Annotated in this window: 20 protein-coding genes; 7 read left to right on the top strand and 13 right to left on the bottom strand. The window is 54.9% G+C overall.

Features of this window, described 5'->3' with window-relative positions:
- Positions 1-271: 271 nt before the first annotated feature.
- Complete coding sequence (locus tag CFELI_RS13520; protein ID WP_277103281.1) at positions 272-397, top strand: hypothetical protein; 126 nt, start codon at positions 272-274, stop codon at positions 395-397.
- A 227-nt stretch (positions 398-624) separates the two neighbouring features.
- Here the strand turns inward: CFELI_RS13520 and CFELI_RS13515 are convergent, their stop codons facing one another.
- Positions 625-1,065: a hypothetical protein gene (locus CFELI_RS13515; RefSeq protein WP_277103282.1), complete on the bottom strand. Its 441-nt coding sequence runs from the start codon at positions 1,063-1,065 to the stop codon at positions 625-627.
- 275 nt (positions 1,066-1,340) lie between these two features.
- Here CFELI_RS13515 and CFELI_RS13510 point away from each other — a divergent pair, with 275 nt between their 5' ends.
- Positions 1,341-1,631 carry a hypothetical protein gene (locus CFELI_RS13510; protein WP_277103283.1) on the top strand — a complete coding sequence of 97 codons (291 nt, stop codon included), beginning with the start codon at positions 1,341-1,343 and terminating at the stop codon, positions 1,629-1,631.
- Between the two features lie 15 nt (positions 1,632-1,646).
- Here CFELI_RS13510 and CFELI_RS13505 read toward each other — a convergent pair whose 3' ends face one another.
- Together CFELI_RS13505 and CFELI_RS13500 are read right to left on the bottom strand one after the other, a co-directional pair.
- Entirely contained in the window at positions 1,647-4,439 is a 2,793-nt protein-coding gene (locus CFELI_RS13505; protein ID WP_277103284.1) for a hypothetical protein, read from the bottom strand.
- A complete protein-coding gene (locus tag CFELI_RS13500) occupies positions 4,436-5,299 on the bottom strand; it encodes an NUDIX hydrolase (protein WP_310129445.1) in 864 nt (287 codons plus the stop codon). The genes CFELI_RS13505 and CFELI_RS13500 overlap by 4 nt, the downstream gene beginning before the upstream one ends.
- A 697-nt stretch (positions 5,300-5,996) precedes the next feature.
- Here CFELI_RS13500 and CFELI_RS13495 point away from each other — a divergent pair.
- Positions 5,997-7,469, top strand: coding sequence for a CCA tRNA nucleotidyltransferase (locus CFELI_RS13495; RefSeq protein WP_277103316.1), 1,473 nt, complete (start codon positions 5,997-5,999; stop codon positions 7,467-7,469).
- A 204-nt stretch (positions 7,470-7,673) separates the two neighbouring features.
- Entirely contained in the window at positions 7,674-8,282 is a 609-nt protein-coding gene (locus CFELI_RS13490) for a YqgE/AlgH family protein (RefSeq protein WP_374724752.1), read from the top strand.
- Positions 8,283-8,375: 93 nt separating this feature from the next.
- Here the strand turns inward: CFELI_RS13490 and CFELI_RS13485 are convergent, their stop codons facing one another.
- From CFELI_RS13485 to CFELI_RS13475, 3 genes are read right to left on the bottom strand one after another with little or no spacing between them, the layout of a single operon-like run.
- Positions 8,376-8,684, bottom strand: coding sequence for a hypothetical protein (locus CFELI_RS13485; protein ID WP_277103287.1), 309 nt, complete (start codon positions 8,682-8,684; stop codon positions 8,376-8,378).
- Positions 8,685-8,718: 34 nt separating this feature from the next.
- Positions 8,719-9,675: a bile acid:sodium symporter family protein gene (locus CFELI_RS13480; RefSeq protein ID WP_277103288.1), complete on the bottom strand. Its 957-nt coding sequence runs from the start codon at positions 9,673-9,675 to the stop codon at positions 8,719-8,721.
- A gap of 16 nt (positions 9,676-9,691) precedes the next feature.
- The gene (locus CFELI_RS13475; protein WP_277103317.1) at positions 9,692-10,033 is read right to left on the bottom strand and encodes a Rieske (2Fe-2S) protein; all 342 of its coding nucleotides are present in this window, start codon (positions 10,031-10,033) and stop codon (positions 9,692-9,694) included.
- Between the two features lie 227 nt (positions 10,034-10,260).
- Here CFELI_RS13475 and CFELI_RS13470 point away from each other — a divergent pair, with 227 nt between their 5' ends.
- The 3 genes from CFELI_RS13470 (at position 10,261) to CFELI_RS13460 (ending at position 14,799) form a co-directional block, all read left to right on the top strand.
- Entirely contained in the window at positions 10,261-11,367 is a 1,107-nt protein-coding gene (locus tag CFELI_RS13470) for an NADH:flavin oxidoreductase/NADH oxidase (RefSeq protein ID WP_277103289.1), read from the top strand.
- 2,757 nt (positions 11,368-14,124) lie between these two features.
- Complete coding sequence (locus CFELI_RS13465; RefSeq protein WP_277103290.1) at positions 14,125-14,277, top strand: hypothetical protein; 153 nt, start codon at positions 14,125-14,127, stop codon at positions 14,275-14,277.
- A 360-nt stretch (positions 14,278-14,637) separates the two neighbouring features.
- Positions 14,638-14,799 carry a hypothetical protein gene (locus tag CFELI_RS13460; protein ID WP_277103291.1) on the top strand — a complete coding sequence of 54 codons (162 nt, stop codon included), beginning with the start codon at positions 14,638-14,640 and terminating at the stop codon, positions 14,797-14,799.
- 316 nt (positions 14,800-15,115) lie between these two features.
- On the opposite strand, the gene trpA is transcribed toward CFELI_RS13460, so the two are convergent.
- From trpA to trpB (CFELI_RS13425), 7 genes are all read right to left on the bottom strand, one after another.
- Positions 15,116-15,964: a tryptophan synthase subunit alpha gene (gene trpA / locus CFELI_RS13455; protein ID WP_277103292.1), complete on the bottom strand. Its 849-nt coding sequence runs from the start codon at positions 15,962-15,964 to the stop codon at positions 15,116-15,118.
- Between the two features lie 19 nt (positions 15,965-15,983).
- Complete coding sequence (trpB, locus tag CFELI_RS13450; protein ID WP_277103293.1) at positions 15,984-17,234, bottom strand: tryptophan synthase subunit beta; 1,251 nt, start codon at positions 17,232-17,234, stop codon at positions 15,984-15,986.
- A 3-nt stretch (positions 17,235-17,237) separates the two neighbouring features.
- Positions 17,238-18,716, bottom strand: a complete 1,479-nt coding sequence (gene trpCF / locus CFELI_RS13445; RefSeq protein ID WP_277103294.1) for a bifunctional indole-3-glycerol-phosphate synthase TrpC/phosphoribosylanthranilate isomerase TrpF — start codon at positions 18,714-18,716, stop codon at positions 17,238-17,240.
- Positions 18,703-19,731 carry an anthranilate phosphoribosyltransferase gene (gene trpD, locus CFELI_RS13440; protein ID WP_277103295.1) on the bottom strand — a complete coding sequence of 343 codons (1,029 nt, stop codon included), beginning with the start codon at positions 19,729-19,731 and terminating at the stop codon, positions 18,703-18,705. The genes trpCF and trpD overlap by 14 nt, the downstream gene beginning before the upstream one ends.
- 88 nt (positions 19,732-19,819) lie before the next feature.
- Positions 19,820-20,461 carry an anthranilate synthase component II gene (locus CFELI_RS13435; RefSeq protein WP_277103296.1) on the bottom strand — a complete coding sequence of 214 codons (642 nt, stop codon included), beginning with the start codon at positions 20,459-20,461 and terminating at the stop codon, positions 19,820-19,822.
- Positions 20,458-22,038: an anthranilate synthase component 1 gene (locus CFELI_RS13430; protein ID WP_277103297.1), complete on the bottom strand. Its 1,581-nt coding sequence runs from the start codon at positions 22,036-22,038 to the stop codon at positions 20,458-20,460. The genes CFELI_RS13435 and CFELI_RS13430 overlap by 4 nt, the downstream gene beginning before the upstream one ends.
- Before the next feature lie 3 nt (positions 22,039-22,041).
- Positions 22,042-23,391 carry a tryptophan synthase subunit beta gene (trpB, locus tag CFELI_RS13425; RefSeq protein WP_277103298.1) on the bottom strand — a complete coding sequence of 450 codons (1,350 nt, stop codon included), beginning with the start codon at positions 23,389-23,391 and terminating at the stop codon, positions 22,042-22,044.
- Positions 23,392-23,670 lie beyond the last annotated feature (279 nt).

Genomic DNA, 23,670 nt, shown 5'->3' with positions numbered 1-23,670 from the left:
TCTGTGGGCCAGAATGGAAATCAACGCTCGATGGGGTTGAGTGCACAAGGCGTTTCTCCCTCTGCGCCGGTTGATAATTGGTTGCTTTATTGTTTTCCCATTTTATTGCCTGATTCGGTAGTTTTCACCAGTTAGTGCCCAGCGTTAACACACTGAGTTTTTCTCAGCAGAAATCCGCTTGTGAAACCCCAACCTGTGGTTATGAGGATGTGGCGGGTGGAACCTCAAGTCTAAGCACGCGGGAGCGTGTGCATTCAGAATGGTTGGGTTCATGACTATCACACTGATCTTCAACAGCTGCGCGCTTGAGCCTTCCGCCGCATTGGGTAACTCTTTAAGTTTCGACCATGATCTATTCACGGGATCATCAGGGCGCGGAAGTCAATCAATCGCGTGATATTCATCGCATCCACTTTGTGATCGTGCGTGCATCGGTAGCACTGTTCTTAGTAGGGTCGTGGGGCTTTGGATATATAAGAGAAATATTGATTCGACATAGAGCAAGTGCTACCTGTAAAACCGCAGGTCAATTTTTCACTTGTGTGCTGAAAGTCGAATCAGTATTTTTGAATCAATTCCCGCGTATTTATAGGTGTGCTTTTCGCTACGGTGCGTAGGGTTTTTTTAAGAGTCCTCCTCATCAACCATCATGTGGGTGGTAAATTCGAAAAAATTATTCTCATCCAGGATTGTGCCCTGCGGTATCGCACCATGGAGGCGAAGTACGAGGTCAGGGGCGCTTTGGTCTTCCGGCAACTGCGGCCACGTGCCTGGCTCAGGAATGTTGTGGATGTTCTCCCTGAAGAGGCCAAAAGTTGCGGAAGGCCGCCCGTGCGCATTTTCTTTTTCCCATTCAATTGCCTCAACAACATTTTGTGCGCCACCAAGGATGTAGGAGATTTGATGCCAGTAGGTTTCCCCATCACCGGTTGGATCAATTCTTTCTTCCCAGAACGCCACTAAATAATGGGGGTGTATATAGGCCTCAAACCCGTCAAGCGAGGCAAGCTGATTGGTGTCGTATTTTTCTACCGATAGTGAATGTGGGTGGGACTTTTCAGACATCAAGAACCTTTCGTGGATGAAAGCTCAAAGAGACGACAGCTTTGTACAGGTGAGGGGAGATGTCCGTGCGCGTGGGAGAACAACCCTGACAACACCAACACCACCATCGAGCCTAGTAGCTTTGTGGAAGCGTGGTGGCGGTATGAAACTCTGTGGCTTTATCCCTGGATCATACTTCCCTTACCGAGGTGGAATTCATGCACTATTCTTGGGTGTAACTGTATGAGGGCTCAAAGGTACGTCACGCGAATTTTGACAGTAGTGCGGAGGTTTCAATGGCTACGATAAACTCTGATAAACGCTTAGCTGCGTGGAATAATGCGGGGTTTGCATTTCTAGTTGCGCTTGCATTTACACCAGATAGAGAGATCTTTGCCGCTGACCGGTTGCCTGCATGGGCGTACCTTCTGAAATTTATGGTCTTTTTCGGCTTCACTTATGCGCTTCAGCGCGGGTGGGATGAACTGAGTAACACACGAAAGAAAAGAGCTTCACGGCTGCTCACTGGTGTGTTGCTGGTGGTGTTAGCGTGGACTGTCACCTTTATATTCTCCTACTTCCGTTAGCTGTTGTAGCTTAAGTTACGCCCTGTGCTTTTTGCGCACAATCACGCGCCCAACCAGTGTGACAGCTAAACCGATGAGCACTGCTGCAGCAAGGCCGGAGGCGCCGAGGATACCCGAGCGTGTGCGCACACCAATGGTGACAGGATCGGAAATAGCGGCATCATTGTTTGCTGCCAACCACAGGTTCAGGTCGGTGCGGCCTTCGGAATCGTCGACTAGATCAGCGGTCATCTGCACAGTGATCGACCCCTTAGCCGGGATGAATAATGTGTCAGGGACATGGATTTCGCTTCCCTCAGGGCCGGAATAGCGGATGCGGGCATCAACCGGCAGTGGCAAACCATTTTGGGCAACAATCAACAAGGGTGAAGCATCGGAGATTCGGGTGTATACGTTGCCCGGTGGGCGCAAACTCACAGAATTACGCAGTTCGGTAAGAATATCCCGGTTCGCGTTGAGAAGGTCGTTCGCCCATGAAACATGCGAATCGAAGGTGCCCATTGATTGGCGCTGATTGTGTGTAAAAGCCCGAAGTATATCTTTGCGCAGCGGTTCGGTGAAACCGTAAGGGGTCAGCGTGATCACTGGGTCGCTGAGTAGAAGCTGGGTGACGTTATCGATAGATTCTGCTTGCCGACGCGCCCGTAAAATTTCGGTATCGGAAATGGTGGTGGGGTCATCAAAAGGTGCGCCAAAGCGGGTGTTTTCCGCCACCGGTGCAGCGGCCACGAGCTGGTTGAGTTCGGCTTCTTGGCTGCTGCTGGGGTTAAGGTACTCCCGTAAATCCACAGGGGTGGTGATGTTGTGGTCGAAAAGCTCAATGAGAGTTTTCAGCCAGATGGTGGAATCAGTCATGGCTGCAGGGAAGGGGATGAGCATTGGCTGAGTATCGCCCCGACGCTGATGCTCAGCAATGGTCATGCGGATGGCCGAATCGGCGGTGGCGCGACGCGCCGCCTGGGAATCGCTGCGATAGTCGAAGCGGTTGCTGTAATTACTAAACCCAATGGTCACGGGATGGTTGGAGGCTTCAGCGAGGATGGCCGCAAGCGAACCGGAATAGCTCACAGCCCGCACGCCGGGGGCTAGATGACTAAAGCGATCCACTGTGGGAGCTTCCCACACAGTATTGTCGGCCACCATCACAGTGACAGGAGTCGAAGGTACAGGTGCGGGATGATGGTGGCCAGCATTGTCGCGATCATTATCCCAGGCTTGGTCAATGGAATGTGCTAAGCGCGAGGGGTCAGTAAGTCCTTCCATGGTGGTGCCGACGGCAACATCAGTATTCGCCGGTGGTGTTTCCTGTGCAGCGGAGTGTTCGTTTCCACCGTGGGTAGTATCTGGGGCTGCTGTGTCACCCGTGTGGGTGCCATGAGTGCCAGCCACAGCATCTGCTGGACTGTGCGGGGTCTTCTCCCCTAGCAGGTGGGCTTGATCAGCCCAGCCGAGATCAACTGCGGTGGCTTCGCTAATATAACCGGAACCGGGGATCACAATGTTGGTGCGAGGCGCAATATCGAGTACCCGGTTGAGAGTGTCGTTGCCGCGCTGCAGCGCCTCGCGCATCAGCCAATCGTTTCCGGTAGCTGACACCGCATTCAGATCCGTATTTGCCCACGGCAAGGCGATGACGCAGCTGGATTCCTGCGAGAGCTTTTTCACACGTTCCAACCAGTTTTTGGCAGCCTGCACTCCTTGGCCTGGGGTGTGCTCAAATTCATCAGCGCCCATGGTCCAGGAATCGCGCAAACGTCGGTTTTGGGCAACTGAGCTTGGCCGGGTTGCCGCTACCTTATAGCCTTGGGTCATCCTGTCTACGGCGTCGATAAGCTGCGGGTCAAGCGCAAGACACATCGATTGGGCAAGCTTGTCTGAAGCCGCAACGGCGGCAGAATAATCGTCAATCAGTTCATCGAGTCGCCCACCTTGCCCCAGCTGGGTGGACAGATCCTCGGTGCGCACGATCAAGTCTCTCGACTCCCCTGTTTCGCCACCCACAATATCCACAGTCGCACTGATTGGGTAGAGCACCGATGTTTTCACCGGGCTAGATGCTGGCTGGGTAAAATCAGCCGTCGGGGTGGCAAGCTCAGGGTTGTCGGCTACAGTATTTGCCGCATCCTGCGGCAGCGGTGCACTAGACGGCGGAGTGGGCACAGCACCCACACTGAGCAGGAAGCGTTGCGTATCCAACTTCGCCCCCGTCGTTGGATCTTGGAGCGCAATAAGAATGGGGTAGATGCCCGCTGTAGCAATGTTAAGCCCACCTGAAACATCCGGTGCAGTATCGATCACCAACTTCATTTCCCGCACTTCACCAGGACGCAGCTGCCCAGAAATCTCCTGTGTGCGAGCGAAATAGGGGTAGGCGCTGGGGGCATCGGCAAGCAACGCACGGGCACGCGCAAGCGACTCTGGCGCATCCGCATGCTGCGGCACCACAAGAAGCCCCGAATGCGCTTGCCGGGAATTATTCGCAATACGAATATTAACCAGCAACTGCTGCCCCAGATCAATGCGGGCAGGGGTACCCGTGACTGAAATGCTTAACTCACTAGCCCCATCAGCACTGCGCACATCCGGGTTAACCCAGCGCGCAATCGCAGCAGGATCAGAAGGGGAATTCGGCAACGCATCCGCAAACACCACAACAGGTTGAACGCTACCCAACATACCCAACGCCACAGCAACGCACACGCTAATGCCACGACGACGCCACCGCGCACACGCTGCTTCCTTAGCGGTGGCGCGGGTGTAGTGCACTTGATGCGATGGTGTAGTAGAGAGTGAACGATGTGTGCTCACCGCGGGGTCGACCTCCCCTCAGCTTTCTCTTTGCGGGCATATTCGGGGATCATGTCGTGGGCAATCCGAGCAAGCTTACGCTCATCGGCATAAGCAAAATGCTCGGACAATGCGGAGGCAGGAATCCACGCGACTTCGGTCACCTCGGGGTCTTCATCATTGAGTACCCCATCGACATAGCGCAGAAGATGATGGTGCACAGTCTTGTGAATCCTCGTCCCATCTGAGACGAACCAGTAGTCGATCACTCCTAGCTCAGCAATCACCTCACCGTGAATACCAGTTTCCTCCCACACCTCGCGCTCAGCGGTGTGCGCAATATCTTCACCCTGCTCCACATGCCCCTTCGGCATGGACCACAGCAAACGCCCGCGACGATCCATACGCCCAATAAGAGCAACATAAATCTTGCTCAAATCAACGGTCCCGTTGTCGGCAACAGCTTCCGCAAGCCCCGAAATGACCAACCCGCCCGCAGAGGTTTCATCCCGAACAACCATCCGTGTGGAGGAGTCGGAATACTTCACACCCCGGCGCGCCGGGGTGCTGCTGCGGGGGTTGCTGCGGATACTGCGTTTGCGGTTTTTGGCTGGTGTTTTTTGCTGGTTGCGGCCAGTTTTGCTCGGTGCGGTGTCCTTCTCGGCTAGTTGCGCTGGTGCGTGGGTGCCGCGCTGAGTGTCGCGTTGGGTGTGTGTGGTGCGCGTGGCGGTGCGCTGGTTGCGTTCTGCTTGTCGACGCCCAGTGCGTGCCTGATGCCCGTTTCTGCTGACCTCGCTTGAGGTGGTTGTGGGTGGCAGGTTGTGTGGGGTGTCCAGTGCTGAGAAGCGTGGTGGGGTGGGTGTGGTGGCGGTGGGCTGCACGGTGTGGGCTAACTGGTTAGGGGTGGGCTGGCCACTGTGGGTGCGGGATTCGGTGCGCTGCTTGCGGTTTTTATTGTGCTGATGTCCGCTGTTTTTACGTGCGCGCTTGTTCTCGCCTGTGTTTGTGGCACGCGAATTGGCCCCGTCGCTGGTGCGCTGTGGGGCTGGGGTGCCGTGTCGTCGAGCGTTGTTCGTCGACGTCGCTGAGGTGGGTGCTCCGGTGGTGGAGTTTTCGGGGGTGCGTTGGTTGGAGTTTCCGTGGCCGCGTCCCCGACCTCGGCGCCGACGACGGCGCTGACGTGAGTCACCGGTCCGTTTATCCCCGGAGGGGTTGGTCGGTGGCTGGATTTTTTCAGTCATCGTAAGTGATCGTATCCTTTTCCCTCGCCTAGCGCCTGCTCGACACAGCTGAACTGGGCTTTTCTTCTTCTGGTAGGGGGCGCTTGGGTCAATAAGGTGAGGAAAGGAGATTTTTAAACCAGCTGTGCCTTTGGTGGTAGTTGTTCACTGCGGTGGTGTGAATGTGGGGTGACTTGGTTTGTGGTGTGCTGTTTGAGTCAGTGCAGTGCGTGGTGGGTTTGGGGGTTTATGAGATGGTGGTGCCAGTTAGCTTAGGCAGGTGGTGAGAGTTGGGGTGTTTATCCTCACGGGCTACAGGGTAGACTGGGGCAACGTGACTACCCCCGATTTCTGTGAAATGAACTCTTTTGATTCTGCTGCGCCGAGCGTAAACACTGCCGAGGAGGCAATTAAGCAGGCCCGCAAGGGGTTAGAGCCGTACCTTCCACACCTTGTGCCTTTGGCTGAGAAGTTTCATGAGCACGGGCACCGCCTGTACCTTGTGGGTGGCTCCGTGCGCGACGCTCTGCTTGGTGTGCTCGGCAACGATCTTGACTTTACTACCAGTGCCCGCCCGGAACTCGTTGTTGAGATTTTGAACGAGTATGCCGAAGCGGTGTGGGACACGGGGATCGCCTTTGGCACTGTTTCTGCCGAAAAAGCTGGTCAACAGATCGAAATCACCACCTTCCGTTCCGATACTTACGACGGGTGCTCCCGCAACCCCGACGTGCAATTCGGCGACAGCTTAGAAGGTGATCTGATTCGCCGCGACTTCCGCTGCAACGCCATGGCGATGGAGATCACCCCAGCTGGGGAACTAGAGTTCTGTGATCCATTATCGGGCATGGAGGATCTGTTAGCGCACCGTTTAGACACCCCCGATAAGCCGTCGATAAGCTTCCACGATGATCCGCTGCGCATGCTGCGCGCTGCCCGTTTCGCCTCACAGCTTGGCTTCGACATCGCACCGCGCGTGCACGAGGCCATGCGTGAAATGTCGCATGAACTGCAGCGCATCACTCCTGAGCGCATCCAAGTTGAGCTGGATAAACTGATGCTCGGTGCCAGGCCTTGGGTGGGTATTGACATCATGACTGAAACTGGGCTGGCGAAAATTGTTTACCCCGAACTCGACGCGCTCAAAATGACGCAAGATGAGCACCAGCAACACAAAGATGTGTACGCGCACTCCCTGCAAGTGCTGCGCCAAGCCATGGATCGCGAAGACGGCGAGCCCGATCTTGTGCTGCGCTGGGCGGCGCTGGTCCACGACATCGGCAAACCTGATACCCGCGCCTTCGACGAGAATGGCAAGGTCAGCTTCCATCAGCACGAAGTTGTCGGCGCGAAAATTGTTCGCCGCCGCATGCGCGCCCTGAAATACTCCAAAGCCATGGTCAACGACGTATCACAGCTGGTCTTTCTGCACATGCGCTTCCACGGCTTCTCCGAAGGGAAATGGACAGACTCCGCGGTACGCCGCTACGTCACTGACGCCGGTGCTCTGCTCGACCGCCTGCACACACTCGTGCGCGCCGACTGCACCACCCGTAACCAGCGCAAAGCAGCCCGCCTGCAACGCACCTACGACCACCTGCTTGAGCGTATCGACGCCATCGCGGCCAAAGAAGATCTCGCCCGCGTCCGCCCCGATCTCGACGGCAACGCAATTATGCAACTGCTCAACTTAAAGCCAGGACCTGAGGTGGGCAAAGCGTGGTCATATTTGAAAGAACTCCGGCTCGAACTCGGCCCACTCGATCCCGAACTCGCCGAAAAATACCTGCTGGAGTGGTGGAACGACTACAAGGACAACCCCAGCGGTTAAGCGCAAGCAAACACACCCCCACGATGCTAAGGAAGCGTTGGCTTTGATCGGGGGCGCATAGCCCTCGGTGGGTGTGTTCGCACAGGCCTGCACTACACTAAAAAACAACATATCCCCCCTTTCCATCACGTTCTCCCCTACCGCACGACGTACTCGCGTGTAAACGGCAGGATCAGGAGAACACGGCACACAGGGAAACAACGACTGATGTCTTTATTTGCACACACTTCATTCCGCGGAATCGAACGCAGCGAACCAGCACCCGGCATGCTGCTGATCTCTGCACCCGACATGAACAGTGACGACTTTCGCCGCAGTGTCGTCGTTCTCATCGACCACGGACAGCAAGGCACCTTCGGTGTGGTGATTAACGATATTTCCGAACAAGCGGTAGCCAACGTCCTCCCAGAATGGGCACTGTGCATGGCCAAACCCCAAGCGGTATTTATCGGCGGCCCCCTCTTCCCCGAAAACGCCCTAGTACTAGGTGTAGCCAAACCCGAAGTCGATATTGACGCGGCACCCTACCTCAACCGGCTGGCCAACCGAATTGTGCACGTAGATATGCGTGCCGACCCTACTGCACTTGTCCACGAACTCGAAGGTGCCCGCTTCTTCGTCGGCTGGGCGGAATGGGCACCAGGGCAACTCGAACACGAAATTGAATGCGGCGACTGGTTCGTAGCGCCCTGCCTGCCCGGCGATATTATCGCCCCAGGCAAAGTAGATGTGTGGGCAGACGCTTTGAAGCGCCAACCCATGCCCATGCCGCTGCTGAGTACCCACCCTGGCTACGACCAAGAAGAAAATTAAGTGACACACAAGGCGAATGTTTCACGTGAAACATTCGCCTTGTGCAATTGCGGTATACCGCGGTGAAATAAAGTGCCTGTGGATATAAAGCGGTTAAAAGTCGGGGAACTTTACTTTCGCTTCCTGCCACAAAGTATCGAATTCTTCCTGCGAAACGGATGAGGGCTCAATATCAGGGAAATCGGCATAAGAATCAGGATGCGGCACCAACTTCTGTGGGGCAGAAGCCATACCAACCATCTTGTCAGCAGTAGCCATCCCGTGAATCCGTCCCTGCGGATCTAGCTCAATCATGCGCACCAACGCACACATACCTGCAGCCTGTGGTACCAATTCCGCAATGTGCGTAGTGGAACCAGCGCCGGGAATAGTTAAATCAATCCGAACAAATAACGAGCTCATCACAATATCCTTTGTGTACAAGGTGGTAGGTGGTCTAGTCGATTCTACGAGCATACGCCGATGCCAAAGCAGAACACATCATCAATTGAATCTGGTGGAAAATCATCAACGGCAAAATCAACATACCCACATTCGCTCCGCCAAAAATCACCGCAGCCATAGGCAAACCTGTCGCAAGTGACTTCTTTGAACCACAGAACTGAATTGCCTTGCGATCAGCATCGTCAAAACCTAAACGTTTAGCCACCACGAAGCTCAGCCACAGCATGAAGGCCACCACTACAACCGATAAAATGCACAAAAATGCCACGTCAACAAGGCGTACCTTCGACCACACACCAGCAACCACACCTGCGCTAAACGCCGAGTACACCACCATGGCGATCGACCCGCGATCGACTATCTTCGTAGCCTTGAGCGCGGCGAAACTGCCCACTAAAGGACGGCAGAACTGGCCGACAATGAAGGGCAGCAAAAGTTGCACGGCAATATCAACAAAGACCCCGGCGTCGATACGCACACCCTGATCAGCGCGCATAAACAGCATCACGAGCACGGGTGTGAGGAAAACACCGGCAAGATTACTTGCCGAAGCCGCAACAATCGCCCCAGCAACATTTCCCCGCGCAATCGAAGTAAACGCCACCGACGACTGCACCGTCGACGGAACCAAGGTCAAATACACAATCCCCGCATACAACGGCGCACCCACCAGCAACTTCAGCGGCGATAGCGCCAGACCAACCAGCGGAAACACCACAAAAGTAAAAGCTAAAATAACAAGATGCAACCGCCAGTGCTTCACGCCCTGCAACGCCTGCGCCGTGGATAAACGGGCACCGTAGAGGAAAAACAGCACCGCAATACCGATTTTCGTGGCCAAAGAAAAAGCCTGCGCAAAGGAGCCTTGGGCGGGAAAGACAATCGCCAGGATAACCGCCGCAATGATCAAAACAATAAGCGGATCAAGCCGCTGAACAAGTCCTCGCATAGCCACGCGCACGCATCTAGCCGACCGTTGCGGTCTCGCCCGAAACCGCCACATTCAGTGGCTTCATCGGGTCGCGGGCAGGTCCGCTGATCACAGCACCATCAACAATCGAAAACTCCGAATTGTGCGTCGGGCAGCGCACAATATCACCATCAACCTGACTGATCTGCGAATTCTGGTGCGGACACACCGTGGAATACGCCTTGTACTCACCTGCCACCGGTTGGGCCAGGATCACACCATCGACAATCACCGCGCTACCAACAGGGACATCGGCAATGCTCAACTCGACAGGGTCTTTACCGCAGGCTGTAAGGGCAATCCCAGCAAAAGTAGTCGCGGTGCCCAGCAAGAACATCCGGCGGCTACACTTCACCTGCCCCGCGCCAGTTGCGCGTGGGCTACTAGCGTGCTCAGGATCGGTGGGATGGGGGAAATTTTGGGTAGTCATGGTTTCCAGTATCGCACTTTCAGCCCCACAAACTCCATTACCCCCATCTGTGCGCCACGAAGATTCCCGCATGTGCGCTGAGTTGTGGAAAAAGGGCAGCGATTGCTCTGCTCCAACGATTAAGCTTGTGCGGTATGACAACAATCCCTTCCCTTTTCCAACCTTTTTCATTGCGTGGTCTTCAGCTCCGTAACCGCATCGTGCTTCCACCGATGTGCCAATATCAGGCAATCGGCCGCGACGGCATGGTCACTGATTGGCACCTCCAGCACTACGGTGCCCGCGCTGCCGGTGGCTTCGGCCTGATCGTGGCTGAGGCGAGTGCGATCTGCCCTGAGGGTCGGATCTCGCCGCTGTGCGCGGGTATGTGGACGGATGAACAGGCCCAGGCGTGGCGCAGAATCGTCGATTGTGTTCACAGCCAGGGCAGCGCAATGGGCATTCAGCTGATCCATGCGGGGCGTAAAGCCTCAACCTTCCCCATGCTGCCAGGCTTTAGCCCTGGCTCTGTGCCCATTGCTGATGGTGGTTGGGAAACTTCTGCACCTAGCCCTGTGGCGTTTCCGAAGCTGCGTACCCCTTGTGCGATGACACGTGAGGAGATCCAGCAGATTCCGGTTCTGTTCGCCCAAGCCGCGGCGCGCAGTGTCGCTGCCGGCTTCGATTTGGTGCAAATCCATGCGGCGCACGGTTATTTGCTGCACCAATTCTTCTCCCCGCTATCAAACCAGCGCGATGATGACTATGGTGGCAGTTTCGCAAACCGCACTCGCCTCGTGCATGAGGTGGTTGACGCTGTGCGTGAAGCAGTCGGTCCGGATTATCCCGTAAGCGTGCGTTTGTCGGCCACGGACTGGTTTGACGATGATTCTTCCGTGGATGCATGGTCGGTGGCTGATTCGGTGCAGTTGTGTCAGGATTTAGCGGCGCGGGGCGTTGATCTTATTGATGTGTCGTCTGGTGGTGTGGCACCTGCCCCAATTGTGACAGGTCCTGGTTATCAGGTTCCTTTCGCTGCGGCGATTAAAAAGCATGTGTCGGTTCCGGTTGCGGCTGTTGGTCAGCTGGGTGATCCTGCGCTGGCTCAGCAGGTGTTGGATGAGGGGAAGGCGGATCTGATTAATGTTGGCCGCGCTGCCTTGTTCGATGCTGCGTGGCCGGTGCGTGCTGCTCATGCGTTGAGTTTGGATCGTTCGGATTGGCCGGTTGCGCCGAGCTATCATCGCGGTGAGTGGCGCTAACCTCCCCCTTTACTTACATTGCTGGCAATTGAATATAACTAGGGGTTGTTTTTGAGCTTTCCTGCTTTTCGACGCCTCAACCTACCGCACTTCATTGTCACCGACCGCCCGGCTCAAAGAGTTCCTATCTCCCTCGGCGCGGGTGGTGTGTTGGCGATAGCTTGAGTGCCTGACTCTCACAAGACGCCTTCAATAGGTCTCACTCCCCTCCCCGGCAACCATCTGCCAGCGTCACAATTATCGTCACAGTGATGTAAATAAGATAACTTTGTGTACCCGTGCCAACTTCACCCCTCATAGTTGTTTTTTCGGGTTTTCACCCCTCCTTTTATCACTCGCCCACGTTCTCTCACTGACACGAATGTGGCGTGCCCCAACCTCTAATCCCCCATCAATTCCTCGAACAACAAAATTAGCGCCACTGTTTTACCTAGCACGCACACTATTATGTTTTCTTCTAAACCCAGTTCTGCTTTCGTCAGTGCATTCTTCTAGCCCCAATTTTCTTCTTCACCCCTATCCTTGAGATGCCTGCACTGCCGCAATTTCAATTCTTGTACTCCAAGGCGAAGTTTCAATGAACCATTCCCCGCCATCGCTGTGGCACGAGCTCGGTGCATTTTTTAACCCTCACCTAGCCCCGATCCTAGAACTTGAGGCATCGCACATTGAGTTTGGTTATGCCAGGTTGCGCTTTTTGGCATGGGCTCTCGTGTCTATGTTTCACGTGAAACATAGAAAAACGATCGCGCAGAAACCGCATCGTCTGCGCAATCAGGAAGCCCCAACTGCTTGTATGAAGATGACGAGGCGGGTTGAGAAGAATGCCTAGCAACGGTTTTCGGCTGGTATATGAGCGCTAATCGTGAAACGGAGCCCCTCCTGTTTGTTGGTTGGCGTTGCCTTCCGAAGAACAAAGTCACTAAAAAACATACCTCCTATCGTCGACAATTAAGTGTCAAGAGTGTGCGTCCATTGGGTTCACTTAATCGCTTTCGGACGTCTCCTTCAAAGACCACCCCGTTGCGTTGAACTTTGTAGAAGCTGCATACGTAGCATACTTTAGCCCCTCAAACGAGATTTCTATTGTGGTGGATTAGGATTCCAGCCAGGACTAAACCCCCGAAGCATAACTATGCGCAAGGATTTTTTAAACCCTAAGGAAGACGACGATTCCATTAAAATCAATTGCACCCCTGTTGTGAGTACTCCTACTTATTGAGTGGAAAAGGAAACAGTGAAGGTGACGCTATTAAAAATCTGTCGTGGGCTGTTGCGTGGTTTTGCTCCAATGCCCAACACCGCCATCCAACGATGAAACCGTGTATCAAAGCAGCGGATATCGCCATGTCGAAATTGAGATCGTAATGTTCTCAACAAGGTGGCAAAACCCACTACCGCGCTTTACTTCAAGAACTTCAGGGGACTTTGGTGTCGTTGGAAGCTATCCGGCAGTCGCCACTGCCGAAAACAAGACAATTAGTAGGGTGAATGTTTCACGTGAAACACTGCCCTAAAAGTGCACAATGTTGACCTAGCCTGTTGCACTGATGAAAGTCCTCAAGATTCAAACCAACAAAAAAGCACACGTTGCGCGGAAAAGATGTGTCTGGAAAACATAGGGTTCGCGTCCCACCTGAGCCAAAGAGTGCGAAGGATACAGATACCGCCGATGCACAAACTCCTCGACAAAGAAAGCGCGTGCAGATTGGAGTGGGAAGTTTGTGAGCCTACAGCTTTATCCTGAGGTGGATTAAAGGGTGAGACACTTTAGTTTCTGAACCCTGCATAGGCGGTAAATCTTTATCGGTAGATACTAAAACTAGCGCGCACGAGTTGGTGAAATACGAGTGTTCTTCGAGGTTCAGTACTGGGCCAAGATGAGCGCTGGAGACAATTGGGACCTGAGGGAGGAACGAGAAGGACGGCACTGTCGCAACGGTATCCGAATTTAAAGTGAAGTGTGTACGAGTCTCGACCTTCCACTGAATAGCAGCGATCTGAAGCGCGAGAAAAAAGGACAGTGCATCTAGATCCAAACGCACTGTTTTCCTTGGGGTTGTTGCTGAAAGAAACGGAGCGCGATTATGAGGTCGGCCTAAAGTGGTGAAATCATTGTTTCACGTGAAACATTGAACGATGGGCGCGGACTATCGACACCTAATGATTGCCAACGAACACTCCCCTATCCCGTCATTGATTGACTCGTGGATCATTCTCATTTGGGGGTGGGAACAAAAGAAAGAAACCTGCGCAAGTCCCATCGTAAAGAACTTCACTGGTGCAGCACGAGCCTAAGCCGTTGGTCGGGACTGGCGGATAGGTGTTGAGGCAGTAGTAAGAAAACAACATGAAGTGAGCGCACAAAGGTCATGAAGACGGGTTGAATCGCTCGCTTCCTAGCGGTCCTAGAACGACAAAGATGGGTTAGTGGGTGCAATGCCAACGGATAAAACAAGAACGCGTGCCCATTCATCACTAGAGCGGATTGGTTTTTGGTGTTGTGGGATGGCCGGAGGCATGTGGAACAAGCGCCAAGTAGTCCGTCATTCTTTCCGGGAGTATTGATAATCCTCGTTTCGAGCGAGGTGTGGATAAGGATGAATGATGAACCATAAATTTTGAGAGCCGATTTTTCGTAGGGTAACTCTGCGCCGAAAAGAGCCCTAAACGTTGGCCGTTCTTTGAAATTTTCTCCGTTACTGAGTAGGTGTGCGTCGGTAATGTTGAGGGCGAATAAGAGTGTTTCATGAATGCATGAAGACGCAATCCGGGAAGTCGACATTGGTGGGTGAAGCACACGGCGGTTCGGAGTTTGAGGGGAATTGTGGTGGGACTGCCGCTTTGGAAATTTTCGAAGGAATAGTGGAAAACGAGGGCATGCGATGCACAGATGGTGGTGTTGAATAGGGAGTGGAATACCGGCGCGGAAGTTGAAGATGCGGTACGCGCCCGAGGTCGGGTATGAAGTGTTTCCACAATCTGGGGCACAAAGTGGGCTGAAGAAACGCCTTTCATTTCAGGGATAAATTGGGGCTTGCATAGAGGAAACCGAATTCTGCGGATAAGTCATGGGGCCGAGGTGCGGTGGTATGGGAGGGGTGTCTAATGAAGGGTAGGTGGATATGTCGATCAACGTGTCAATTCACCATGCGCAGGTTTGAGTCGAAACTATGGAAATGTTTCACGTGAAACACTAGAAAATTAGTGCCGATGGATATGCTGGCGCAGGCAAGAATGAGATCGAGAGTAAGTGCTTCTGGGGGTTGGATGAGCGGTGTGGATGAAGAGATCGTGGGTGCTGAAGCGAAGTGGGTTGTGGTTTTTGATGCGGTGATTGTGCGGAGGTTGTTCACGGGTGCTTCGGATGTTCGCGAAGCGGAACGCATTGGAAACTTCGTGTTATGGGATCAGGAGGGGCTGTTGCTTTAAGGAGACTGGACTGTGATTCCGGAAGGCGGCAGTGGAAGAAATAGGTGCTGTAGTGGGTGCTGGCGGAGGGATGCTTGCGGTGAGATTTAGGTGTGGGGCGCTGTAAGCGCGGGCGTGGATTGTGTGGTACGCGTGGCCTGTTATGGGTGATGGGTTTAGTGCTGGTGAGCCTACATGCGAGGTCAAACCCCTCCCCTACCCCACCGAGGTGGGAGAGAAATTTATCTAGGGACTTTTTAGCAATGTTTCACGTGAAACACTCAGCCCCGCACCACAGGTATAAGTGGGCGGGGCTGGGAAGGGATGGAGCCACAGATTAGCGTGTGGTTGCAGCTTTCATGGCGGTGAGGAATTCAGTCAGTTCCGCGTGAAGCGAGGCGGAATCGGTGACTGCGGTGGGAAGGGAGTCTGGGCAATGGCGCTCAATGATCGCGGTGATAGCGGAGCCGGTGATAGCGCCGTCGGCACCGGCGGCAATCGCGTCGGCAACATGGCGCGGGGTGGAGATACCGAAACCAAGCAACACGGGGGCGCCGTCGAAACGCTTAATGTTGTCGACAACCTCGCGCAAACCAGTTGTCTGAGACTCACGCTCAACACCAGTGACGCCATCGCGGGAAATCGCATAAATATAACCCTCCGAATGGCGAGCAACACCGGCGAGAGTTGCTTCCGCCGCCTGGGCCGGGGCGATAAAAATTGGGGCGATGCCCGCCTTCTTCGCAGCCGCAATAAACGGTTGCCCCTCACGCACGGGAACATCAGGGATGAGAATGGAATCGGCACCGGCGTCGGAAAACTCTTGATAGAAACGATCCAAGCCGCGGGTGAACGGAACGTTGCCGTAAATCAACAAGCCCAATGGAAGATCAGGGAACTCCTCACGAATCTTCCGGATGAGGGAGAGTGAAGAATCCACTGTTGCGCCCGCGGCGAGCGCACGAATGTGAGAGCGCTGAATCGTCGGACCGTCAGCAACCGGGTCGGAGAAAGGGACACCAAGTTCAAGCGCATCCGCGCCCGCAGCAACAAGAGTGCGCACAATCGCAAGCGAATCAGCCGGGGTGGGATCACCCAACATGACGAAGGGGACGAACGCCCCCTCCCCTGCCCCAGCGAGGCGAGTGAACATGGCGGAATAACGAGAAGAAGAATGAAGCGACATAAGAGAACAACTTTCGAAACTAGACAGACAGTTCAGGGTGAGCTTCCAGCGTGCGGCGAATGAGGTCCACATCCTTATCCCCACGACCAGACAGAGAAACAAGAATCGTGATCTGCTCACCATTCTCTTCAGCAAGACGCGCACGCTTGAGCGCATAGGCCAACGCATGCGAAGACTCGAGTGCGGGAATGATACCTTCCTCCCGCGCGAGAAGTTGGAAGGCCTCCAAAGCCTCAGCATCAGTGACCGCAACATACTTCGCCCGACCCGTCGCAGCCAAGTGAGCATGCTCCGGGCCAACACCGGGATAATCCAAACCAGCGGAGATCGAATAGGACTCCTCCACCTGCCCATCCGAATTACGCATCAGGTAGCTGCGCGCCCCATGCAAAATACCGATCTGCCCACTGTTGATCGTCGCGCCGTGCTTAGCGGAATCAAGACCCAAGCCGCCAGGCTCAGCACCAACCAACTCCACCTGATCCTCCTCAATGAAATCAGCGAACATACCGATCGCATTAGAGCCACCACCCACGCACGCCACCACAACATCGGGCAGGCTACCCGTGCGCTCAATAATCTGCTTTTTCGCCTCCTTAGAAATCACACGGTGAAATTCCTTCACAATAGTGGGGAACGGATGAGGACCAGCCGCCGTACCCAACAAATAGTGCGACTCATGGAAGGTCGCAGTCCAATCACGCAGCGCCTCATTCACAGCATCCTTCAACGTGCCCGACCCAGAATCCACAGGCACTACCGTCGCCCCCATCAACTGCATCCGGTACACGTTCGGTTGCTGGCGCACCACATCCTCAGCGCCCATATAAATCACACAATCCAAACCAAGCAGCGCACAAGCCAATGCGGTTGCGGTGCCGTGCTGCCCCGCCCCAGTCTCCGCGATGATACGCGTCTTACCCATACGCTTCGCCAACAAAGCTTGGCCAATCACCTGATTGGTTTTGTGCGCACCGCCGTGCACGAGATCTTCACGCTTGAGAAAGATACTCGCAAAGCCACGACCCTGCCCGGCAAGCGGAAGGTTTGAGCACTCCGTCAGCGGGGTGGGGCGGCCTAAATAGTCTTGGAAGTAGGCAGACAGTTCCGCCCGAAAATCTTCGTCGTCCATGGCGTCAACGAAAGCGCGCTCCAATTGATCGAGCGCAGGGCTCAAGGATTCCGGAACGAACTGTCCACCGAACTCACCGAAGTATGCGGGAAGAAGGGTCTGCCCGCCAGCCGCGGCGGAGGTGTGTGTGGCATTCATGAGTTAGGCTCCTGTTTTCTTTGATGGGGTGTAGTGGAAGGAACGGATGCGGGCAAAGGCGCGAGCCACCAATCCGAGATCTTTCGTGTGATGGCGGTGGGAATGATCCGGGTACTCCACGCCGGAGTTCAGGTCGAGGCCGTACGCGCCCACTGCTAGTGCTTCATCAAGGTTGTCGAGGTTTAAGCCACCGGCGATGAAGGAGTGCTGTTTTATTTCATCCGGGATGAGCGTCCAGTCGAAGGTTTCGCCGCTGCCGCCCTCCCCCGCGTCGAGCACAAGCGTATCGACGCGCCCAACAAGTTGCTGGGCAATGAAAGGTCCGTTGGGTTTGGTCATGGAGATAGCACGCCACAGGTGGATGTCGGGGAAACCGGCACGATCAAGGTCGCGGCGGGCGGCGTCGATAAGCTTCAATTCCTCCTCGATACTGGCGCATAAAGGCGCGTGAATTTGAACCGCGTGGATGCCAGGCATTGCGAGCTCGTGGAAGTTCTCGGTCCGACGCGATACTGCCACGTAGTGCAGATCAGGTTCGGCGTGGATGATTTTTTGCGCGGTTTCACGTGAAACATTGCGCGGACTTTTCTCTTCAAAAATCAGCCCGCCGTAGACCGCACCCATGCTGCGAACACCCTGGGCGACTTCAGGCGAAGTGATGCCGCAGACTTTGTTCGCGCCGTACACCAACCTGCGGGCAGCGAGATCAACATCGGGTTGGCTTGTTAGTTGCGAACCCACCAAGAAACCGTTGGCGTGAGCGCTAAGTGTGCGTACGGTGTGATTGTCCCGAATCCCAGATTCCGCAACGAGGATCGCGTCGTCGCCAATTAGTGCGGCAAGAGCAGCGGAGCGGGACAAGTCGATGCTGAGATCGTGAAGATTCCGATGATTCACACCGAAGATACGCGCACCAAGTTTCTGCGCCCGCACGACTTCCTCTTCGTCGATAACCTCGGTGAGAATATCGAGATTATAGCGAGCCGCCACAGCCGCCAAATGCCGGTACTGCTCGTCGCTGAGAATGCTGAGCATCAGCAAAATCGCATCCGCCCCGAAATAGCGGGCAGCTATAATCTGGCATTCGTCGATGATGAAATCCTTACACAACACCGGAAGATGAGTGGAAGCAGCCACAGTAGAAAGGTGATCATAATCCCCGCCGAAGCGGGCAGGCTCACACAGCACGGAAATGCCCACGGCGAAGCGGGAGTAGATCCTGGCAATCGCGCCAGGGTTATACTCACTGCGAATAAGACCAAGGGACGGTGAAGCGGACTTGCACTCCATGATGAACGCAGCCCCTCCCCTCCCCCGCTGGGCAAGTCCTTTTTCCAAACTGCGTTCGGAGAGCGGAAGCGTCGCCGGATCGACGTGAGCAATCCGATCGCGAATATCGTCCAAGTGTGTGCGACGGGTGGCCACAATCTCTTCAAGGATGGTTGGCAGTGCCGACTGCGTAGATGAATTAGTGGGTGCCATAATCAGAATCCTCATGTTTCTTCAACCATGCGGCAACGGTGCCGTCAGCAATAAGTTCGCGAGCTTTCATCGCACCATCGCCAATGGTGGGTACTGCACCATGCAGATAGAACATGGCGCCAGCGGAAGCAGCCAGCGCATCGTTGTGCGCTTGGGTTCCGTGACCGGAAAAAATCTTGCGTATAATCGCGGCATTTTCTGCACCATCACCACCGGCTAATGCCGAGAGCGGATGGGTGCTCAAACCCATAGACTCAGGAGTGAGTTGGTAATGTTCAATGCTTCCATTATTTAACTCCCACACATCGGTGGGGCCATGCACCGCGATCTCATCGACACCACTACCGTGAACAACGAGTGCGCGTTCGCGACCCAATTGCTGAAACACTTCGGCGATCACCGGGCCTAGTTCAGGTTTGGCAATGCCCATGATTTGCAGGGCTGGGCGGGCTGGCGACAAGATGGGTCCGAGAATATTAAAGATGGTGGGCAGCTTCAACGCGCGTCGCACCGGCATCACATGCGCGATCGCTGGATGGTAGGCGGGGGCGAAAAGGAAGGTGAAATTCGAGGCTTCCACTTGGCGCACCGCGCGATCTGGGTCAAGATCAAGGGGGATGTTGAGCGCTTCGAGTACGTCGGCGGAACCGGATTTGGAACTCACGGAGCGGTTGCCACATTTGACTACCCGGCATCCCCCAGCGGCGGTGATCAGTGAAGCGCCGGTGGAAATGTTGATGGTGTTCGAGCGGTCGCCGCCCGTTCCGGCGGTATCTAACACGCCTTCGCCTTGCACTGGGAATGGCCTGGAGGCGTTGATGAAGGCGCGTGCGGCGCCGAGAATATCTTCGAGTTTTTCACCGCGAGTGCGCAAAGTGGCCAGCAGCGCCGCGATGTGCACATCGTCATATTCGCCCATTGTGAGTGGGGTGAAGACTTTTTGGGCTTCGTCCGCTGTGGGCTGTGGGTTGTCGAGATAGTTCAGTAGGTTGTCGATCAGGGCTGGTGTGCTCATATTTTTTCCTTCGTGCAGTGCGTGACGACGTCGCCACACTGCACACTAGTATTGTCACTGTGACTTTTGCGGGGGATGTGGGCATACACTAGGTGCGGTGCAACAGTTGCGTGATACAGCGATCGACGATGATCGGCCCGGTAGGGCTGAGCACGCTTTCGGGATGGAACTGCAAACCGATAGCTGAGTGATCATCAGTGATCGCTGCCATGATCACCGAACCAATTTCCGCGCGGGCACTTGCCAGACTCACGATTCCTGCTGGGGCATCCTCCACGCGACAGCCGAGCGAATGATAGCGTGCGACCGGTACGAGTCGACCAGAGAAATTATTCTCGGGTCCCGCATCGGTTGTCAGTCCCTGGAAAATGGGTGACTGAAGACCAGCCTGGGAAAGCTCCATAGAATCTGTGACCCCATGCACGGGGCCGCAGGGACCCACGCTTGCGCCGAAATGTTCCAGCAAAGCCTGGAATCCTAAGCAGATACCGATGATCGGAATTGTCCCGATGCAGGCTTCAATGATGTCCATCATGTTGCCGGCCTCCCGCGGGTGGCCAGGGCCTGGGGAAAGACAAATCAAATCAGGTTCAGCTTGGAGAACCTGCTCAACACTGACTGTATTGCGAAAAACAGTGCAGCGGTATCCTCCGACGGCAAAAACATCAACGAGGTTGTATACAAAGGAATCGTGGTTGTCGATCAAAACCACATGGGTGCCGTTATTCATGCGCGTGAAATCTCCAGCTTCTTATTGGTGGCGGCAGCTAAGGCACTTAACACCGCATATGCTTTGTGCACTGTTTCATCGGCCTCCGATTGCGGGTTACTATCGCGCACCACACCGGCACCAGCCTGCACGGTGGCGATCCCATTGTCAACGAAGGCTGCGCGAATCACAATGGCAGTATCCATGGAACCATCCCCCTTCAGATAGCCCACTGCCCCACCATAAGATCCGCGGCGTGTGCCTTCCACTTCACGCACAAGCTCCATGGCACGCAGCTTCGGCGCACCCGTCAGGGTTCCCATGTTCATGCACGCACGATACGCATCGAGGGCATCAAAGTCGGGGTGCAAGGTTGCAGTCACGCGGGATACAAGGTGCATGACGCGGGAATAGCGATCAACCTGCAACAGGTCGGCGACCCTGCGGGTGGCGGGAACCGCGACCCGGGCTAGATCATTGCGGGCGAGATCAACAAGCATGGTGTGCTCAGCGATTTCTTTAGCATCGGTGCGCATATCCAGTTCAGCCCGGATATCGAGTTCGTGGTTGATACTGCCATCCGGGTTGAGTCCACGTGGCCGGGTTCCAGCGATGGGATAGACCTGTACTTCGCGGGTGTCGGCATTGAATTTGAGATTGGATTCAGGCGACGCGCCGAAAAGCTCATAGGTGCGGTCATTGTGAAAACCGCGTACATAAAACATGTACGGACTCGGATTCATTGTGCGCAATTGTCGGTAGGCGGTGAATGCGTTGGGGCAATCAAGGGTGAAAGCACGGGCCGGCACTACCTGATAGGCATCGCCACGGCGGATATGCTTCTGCATTTCTCCAACATGGTTACGGAAATCGGCGTCGGTGATGGTAGCGATTGCGCTAAGGGTTCCGTTCGTTTCAATCGCCGGTGCCGGCTCATACGGCCGTACTTCATTTATATTGTGCGCAATACTGTCAAGGGTTGCGTGTGCCTCCTCCTTGGTTGTTGCCACACATTCAACGCGAGCACTACGAGTGAGGTGATCAATCTGTAGCAATACCTCCGCAACCAAAAACTGGTAGTCGGGGTAAGTATTAGTGGAATCAGCAACTGCAGGCAGGTGTTCAAAGCTTGCTACATAGTCGAAGGCAAAACCGCCCCCCAACAAAGGCAGGTTCTCGCCCTGATAACCTGCACGAGACTGCAAGGCGCGTAGAACCTCAATGTTGGACACATCCTTCAACCTGTCGCGCTCATTGACCTTTCTTGATGCGCGGAAACGAAATGCCGCCGTCGTCACGCTCTGGGAAATTACATAGTCAGCGAGATCATCAACAAGTCGGGCGAGCATCTGCTGCCCCACGGGTGTGAGCGCATCAACCTGAACATCATGGTGCGTGCAGGTCACACGCAACGCAGCGCGGATAATCGCAAGACAATTAGTGTTTTTCTTCGACTCAATATCAGCGCTTTCCAACAAGATCGCATCGGTTGCTTCTGTGCCCCCAAGGTGGGCAAACAACGCGGAAGCGTCTTCATGGTAGGCCACATCACGCGCCTGGGTGACAAGAGAAAAAGGTGTGTGTTGTTTACAGCTCATGGTCTAGTTACCTTCGTGGTTGCCCACACCTTCCGCCTTATTCGATTCTAAAGTCATCGCTGCCAGAACTTCAGCAACACGAGGATTAGTCACATCGGTTACAGCTGGATCCTCACCGGCAAGATCGCCGAGGATATTGCGCACATAATTGACATCCTTATCGCCCCGACCAGACAAGTTCACCAAAATATTAATAGACTCGCCACTACGCTCAGCCTCCTCAGCCAGCTTGAGAGCATAAGCAAGCGCATGAGAGGACTCAAGCGCAGGAATAATACCTTCGTAACGGCTGAGCATACGGAAAGCCTGCAACGCCTCAGCATCAGTGATGCCAACATATTCCGCACGGCCGATATCGAGCAGGTACGCATGCTCAGGGCCAACACCAGGATAATCCAAGCCAGCAGAAACCGAATGGGAGTGCAGCACCTCGTTATCCTCACCAAGCAGTACATAGGTGTGCGAGCCGTGCAACACCCCAGCCTTACCGCGGTTTAGTGGCGCGCCGTGTCGGCCAGAATCCAGCCCTTCACCCGCAGGCTCAACACCAATGAGGCGCACGCGATCGTTGCCGGGCTTATCTTCGAGGTAGTCCGCGAAAGCACCAATCGCATTCGAACCGCCACCCACGCACGCAACAACGACGTCGGGAAGCACACCGGTGCTTTCGAGCATCTGCTCGCGCGATTCGCGGGAGATAACTGCCTGGAATTCGCGCACCAGCTTCGGGAATGGGTGCGGGCCACAGGCAGAACCCAGCAAGTAGTGGGTGGTGTCGAGATTATCCACCCAATCGTTGAGTGCCACATCAATGGCATCCGACATGGAATCACCGTGCTCGTTAGTCACGGGAACAACGGTCGCACCCATCAACCGCATACGGTAGACGTTTGGCTGCTGGCGGGCGACATCTTTTGCACCCATGTAGATGGTGCATTCCATACCCATCAGCGCTGCAACCATGGCGGTGGCGGTACCGTGTTGGCCAGCACCAGTCTCAGCGATGAGGCGGTTTTTACCCAAACGCTTGGCAATCAATGCTTGTGCGAGCACCTGATTGCCCTTGTGGGCGCCACCGTGGACGAGATCTTCACGCTTGAGGAAAATACGGGCTGTGCCTCGGCCACGACCTTCCAGCGGCAAGTTCGCACATTCGGTGATTGGGGTTGGGCGGCCCAGATAGGTGCGGCGCAGGTGGTCGAGTTCTTCTTCAAAGGTAGGGTCGTCGAGAACCTCAACGAAGGCTTTTTCCAGCTGGTCAAGCACAGGGTAGAGTTTCTCGGGCACGAACTGTCCGCCGTAGGGGCCGAAGTATGCCTCTAGGAGGGTTTCGCGGACGGTGTTCTCGCTCATGTTGTGATGCCTTTCGCTCTAAGTGGTAGTGGAGCTTCAAGGCTTTTTGGTGAGCGGTGGAGAAAAAAATTTAGGCCCGACCGAAAGAAGCGCTGAAGCTTCGAATTTCCGTGGGCTTGAAAGTGAACAACGAAGGGGCCCGCGGGTTACGCGCGCCACCACCAGAAGTTGTTCATAGTATTCATTAACTGAAAAATCTACACACAAGTGTTTAGCCGACGCAACCTTTCACCCCTAGATATTCCCCCACCCCGCATGTGTACCTCCCGATGAAAAAAC

It is taken from the genome of Corynebacterium felinum, from assembly GCF_030408755.1.
Taxonomy (GTDB): Bacteria; Actinomycetota; Actinomycetes; order Mycobacteriales; family Mycobacteriaceae; genus Corynebacterium; species Corynebacterium felinum.
This window is presented reverse-complemented; position numbering and strand designations above follow the sequence as displayed.

Excerpts from the sequence above, each read along its gene's own strand:
- CFELI_RS13520 (WP_277103281.1), top strand. The coding sequence starts at position 272 with ATGACTATCACACTGATCTTCAACAGCTGCGCGCTTGAGCCTTCCGCC.
- CFELI_RS13515 (WP_277103282.1), bottom strand. The coding sequence starts at position 1,065 with ATGTCTGAAAAGTCCCACCCACATTCACTATCGGTAGAAAAATACGAC.
- CFELI_RS13510 (WP_277103283.1), top strand. The coding sequence starts at position 1,341 with ATGGCTACGATAAACTCTGATAAACGCTTAGCTGCGTGGAATAATGCG.
- CFELI_RS13495 (WP_277103316.1), top strand. The coding sequence starts at position 5,997 with ATGAACTCTTTTGATTCTGCTGCGCCGAGCGTAAACACTGCCGAGGAG.
- CFELI_RS13485 (WP_277103287.1), bottom strand. The coding sequence starts at position 8,684 with ATGAGCTCGTTATTTGTTCGGATTGATTTAACTATTCCCGGCGCTGGT.
- CFELI_RS13480 (WP_277103288.1), bottom strand. The coding sequence starts at position 9,675 with ATGCGAGGACTTGTTCAGCGGCTTGATCCGCTTATTGTTTTGATCATT.
- CFELI_RS13475 (WP_277103317.1), bottom strand. The coding sequence starts at position 10,033 with ATGTTCTTGCTGGGCACCGCGACTACTTTTGCTGGGATTGCCCTTACA.
- CFELI_RS13470 (WP_277103289.1), top strand. The coding sequence starts at position 10,261 with ATGACAACAATCCCTTCCCTTTTCCAACCTTTTTCATTGCGTGGTCTT.
- CFELI_RS13465 (WP_277103290.1), top strand. The coding sequence starts at position 14,125 with ATGAAGACGCAATCCGGGAAGTCGACATTGGTGGGTGAAGCACACGGC.
- CFELI_RS13460 (WP_277103291.1), top strand. The coding sequence starts at position 14,638 with ATGAGCGGTGTGGATGAAGAGATCGTGGGTGCTGAAGCGAAGTGGGTT.
- trpA (WP_277103292.1), bottom strand. The coding sequence starts at position 15,964 with ATGTCGCTTCATTCTTCTTCTCGTTATTCCGCCATGTTCACTCGCCTC.
- trpB (WP_277103293.1), bottom strand. The coding sequence starts at position 17,234 with ATGAATGCCACACACACCTCCGCCGCGGCTGGCGGGCAGACCCTTCTT.
- trpCF (WP_277103294.1), bottom strand. The coding sequence starts at position 18,716 with ATGGCACCCACTAATTCATCTACGCAGTCGGCACTGCCAACCATCCTT.
- trpD (WP_277103295.1), bottom strand. The coding sequence starts at position 19,731 with ATGAGCACACCAGCCCTGATCGACAACCTACTGAACTATCTCGACAAC.
- CFELI_RS13435 (WP_277103296.1), bottom strand. The coding sequence starts at position 20,461 with ATGAATAACGGCACCCATGTGGTTTTGATCGACAACCACGATTCCTTT.
- CFELI_RS13430 (WP_277103297.1), bottom strand. The coding sequence starts at position 22,038 with ATGAGCTGTAAACAACACACACCTTTTTCTCTTGTCACCCAGGCGCGT.
- trpB (WP_277103298.1), bottom strand. The coding sequence starts at position 23,391 with ATGAGCGAGAACACCGTCCGCGAAACCCTCCTAGAGGCATACTTCGGC.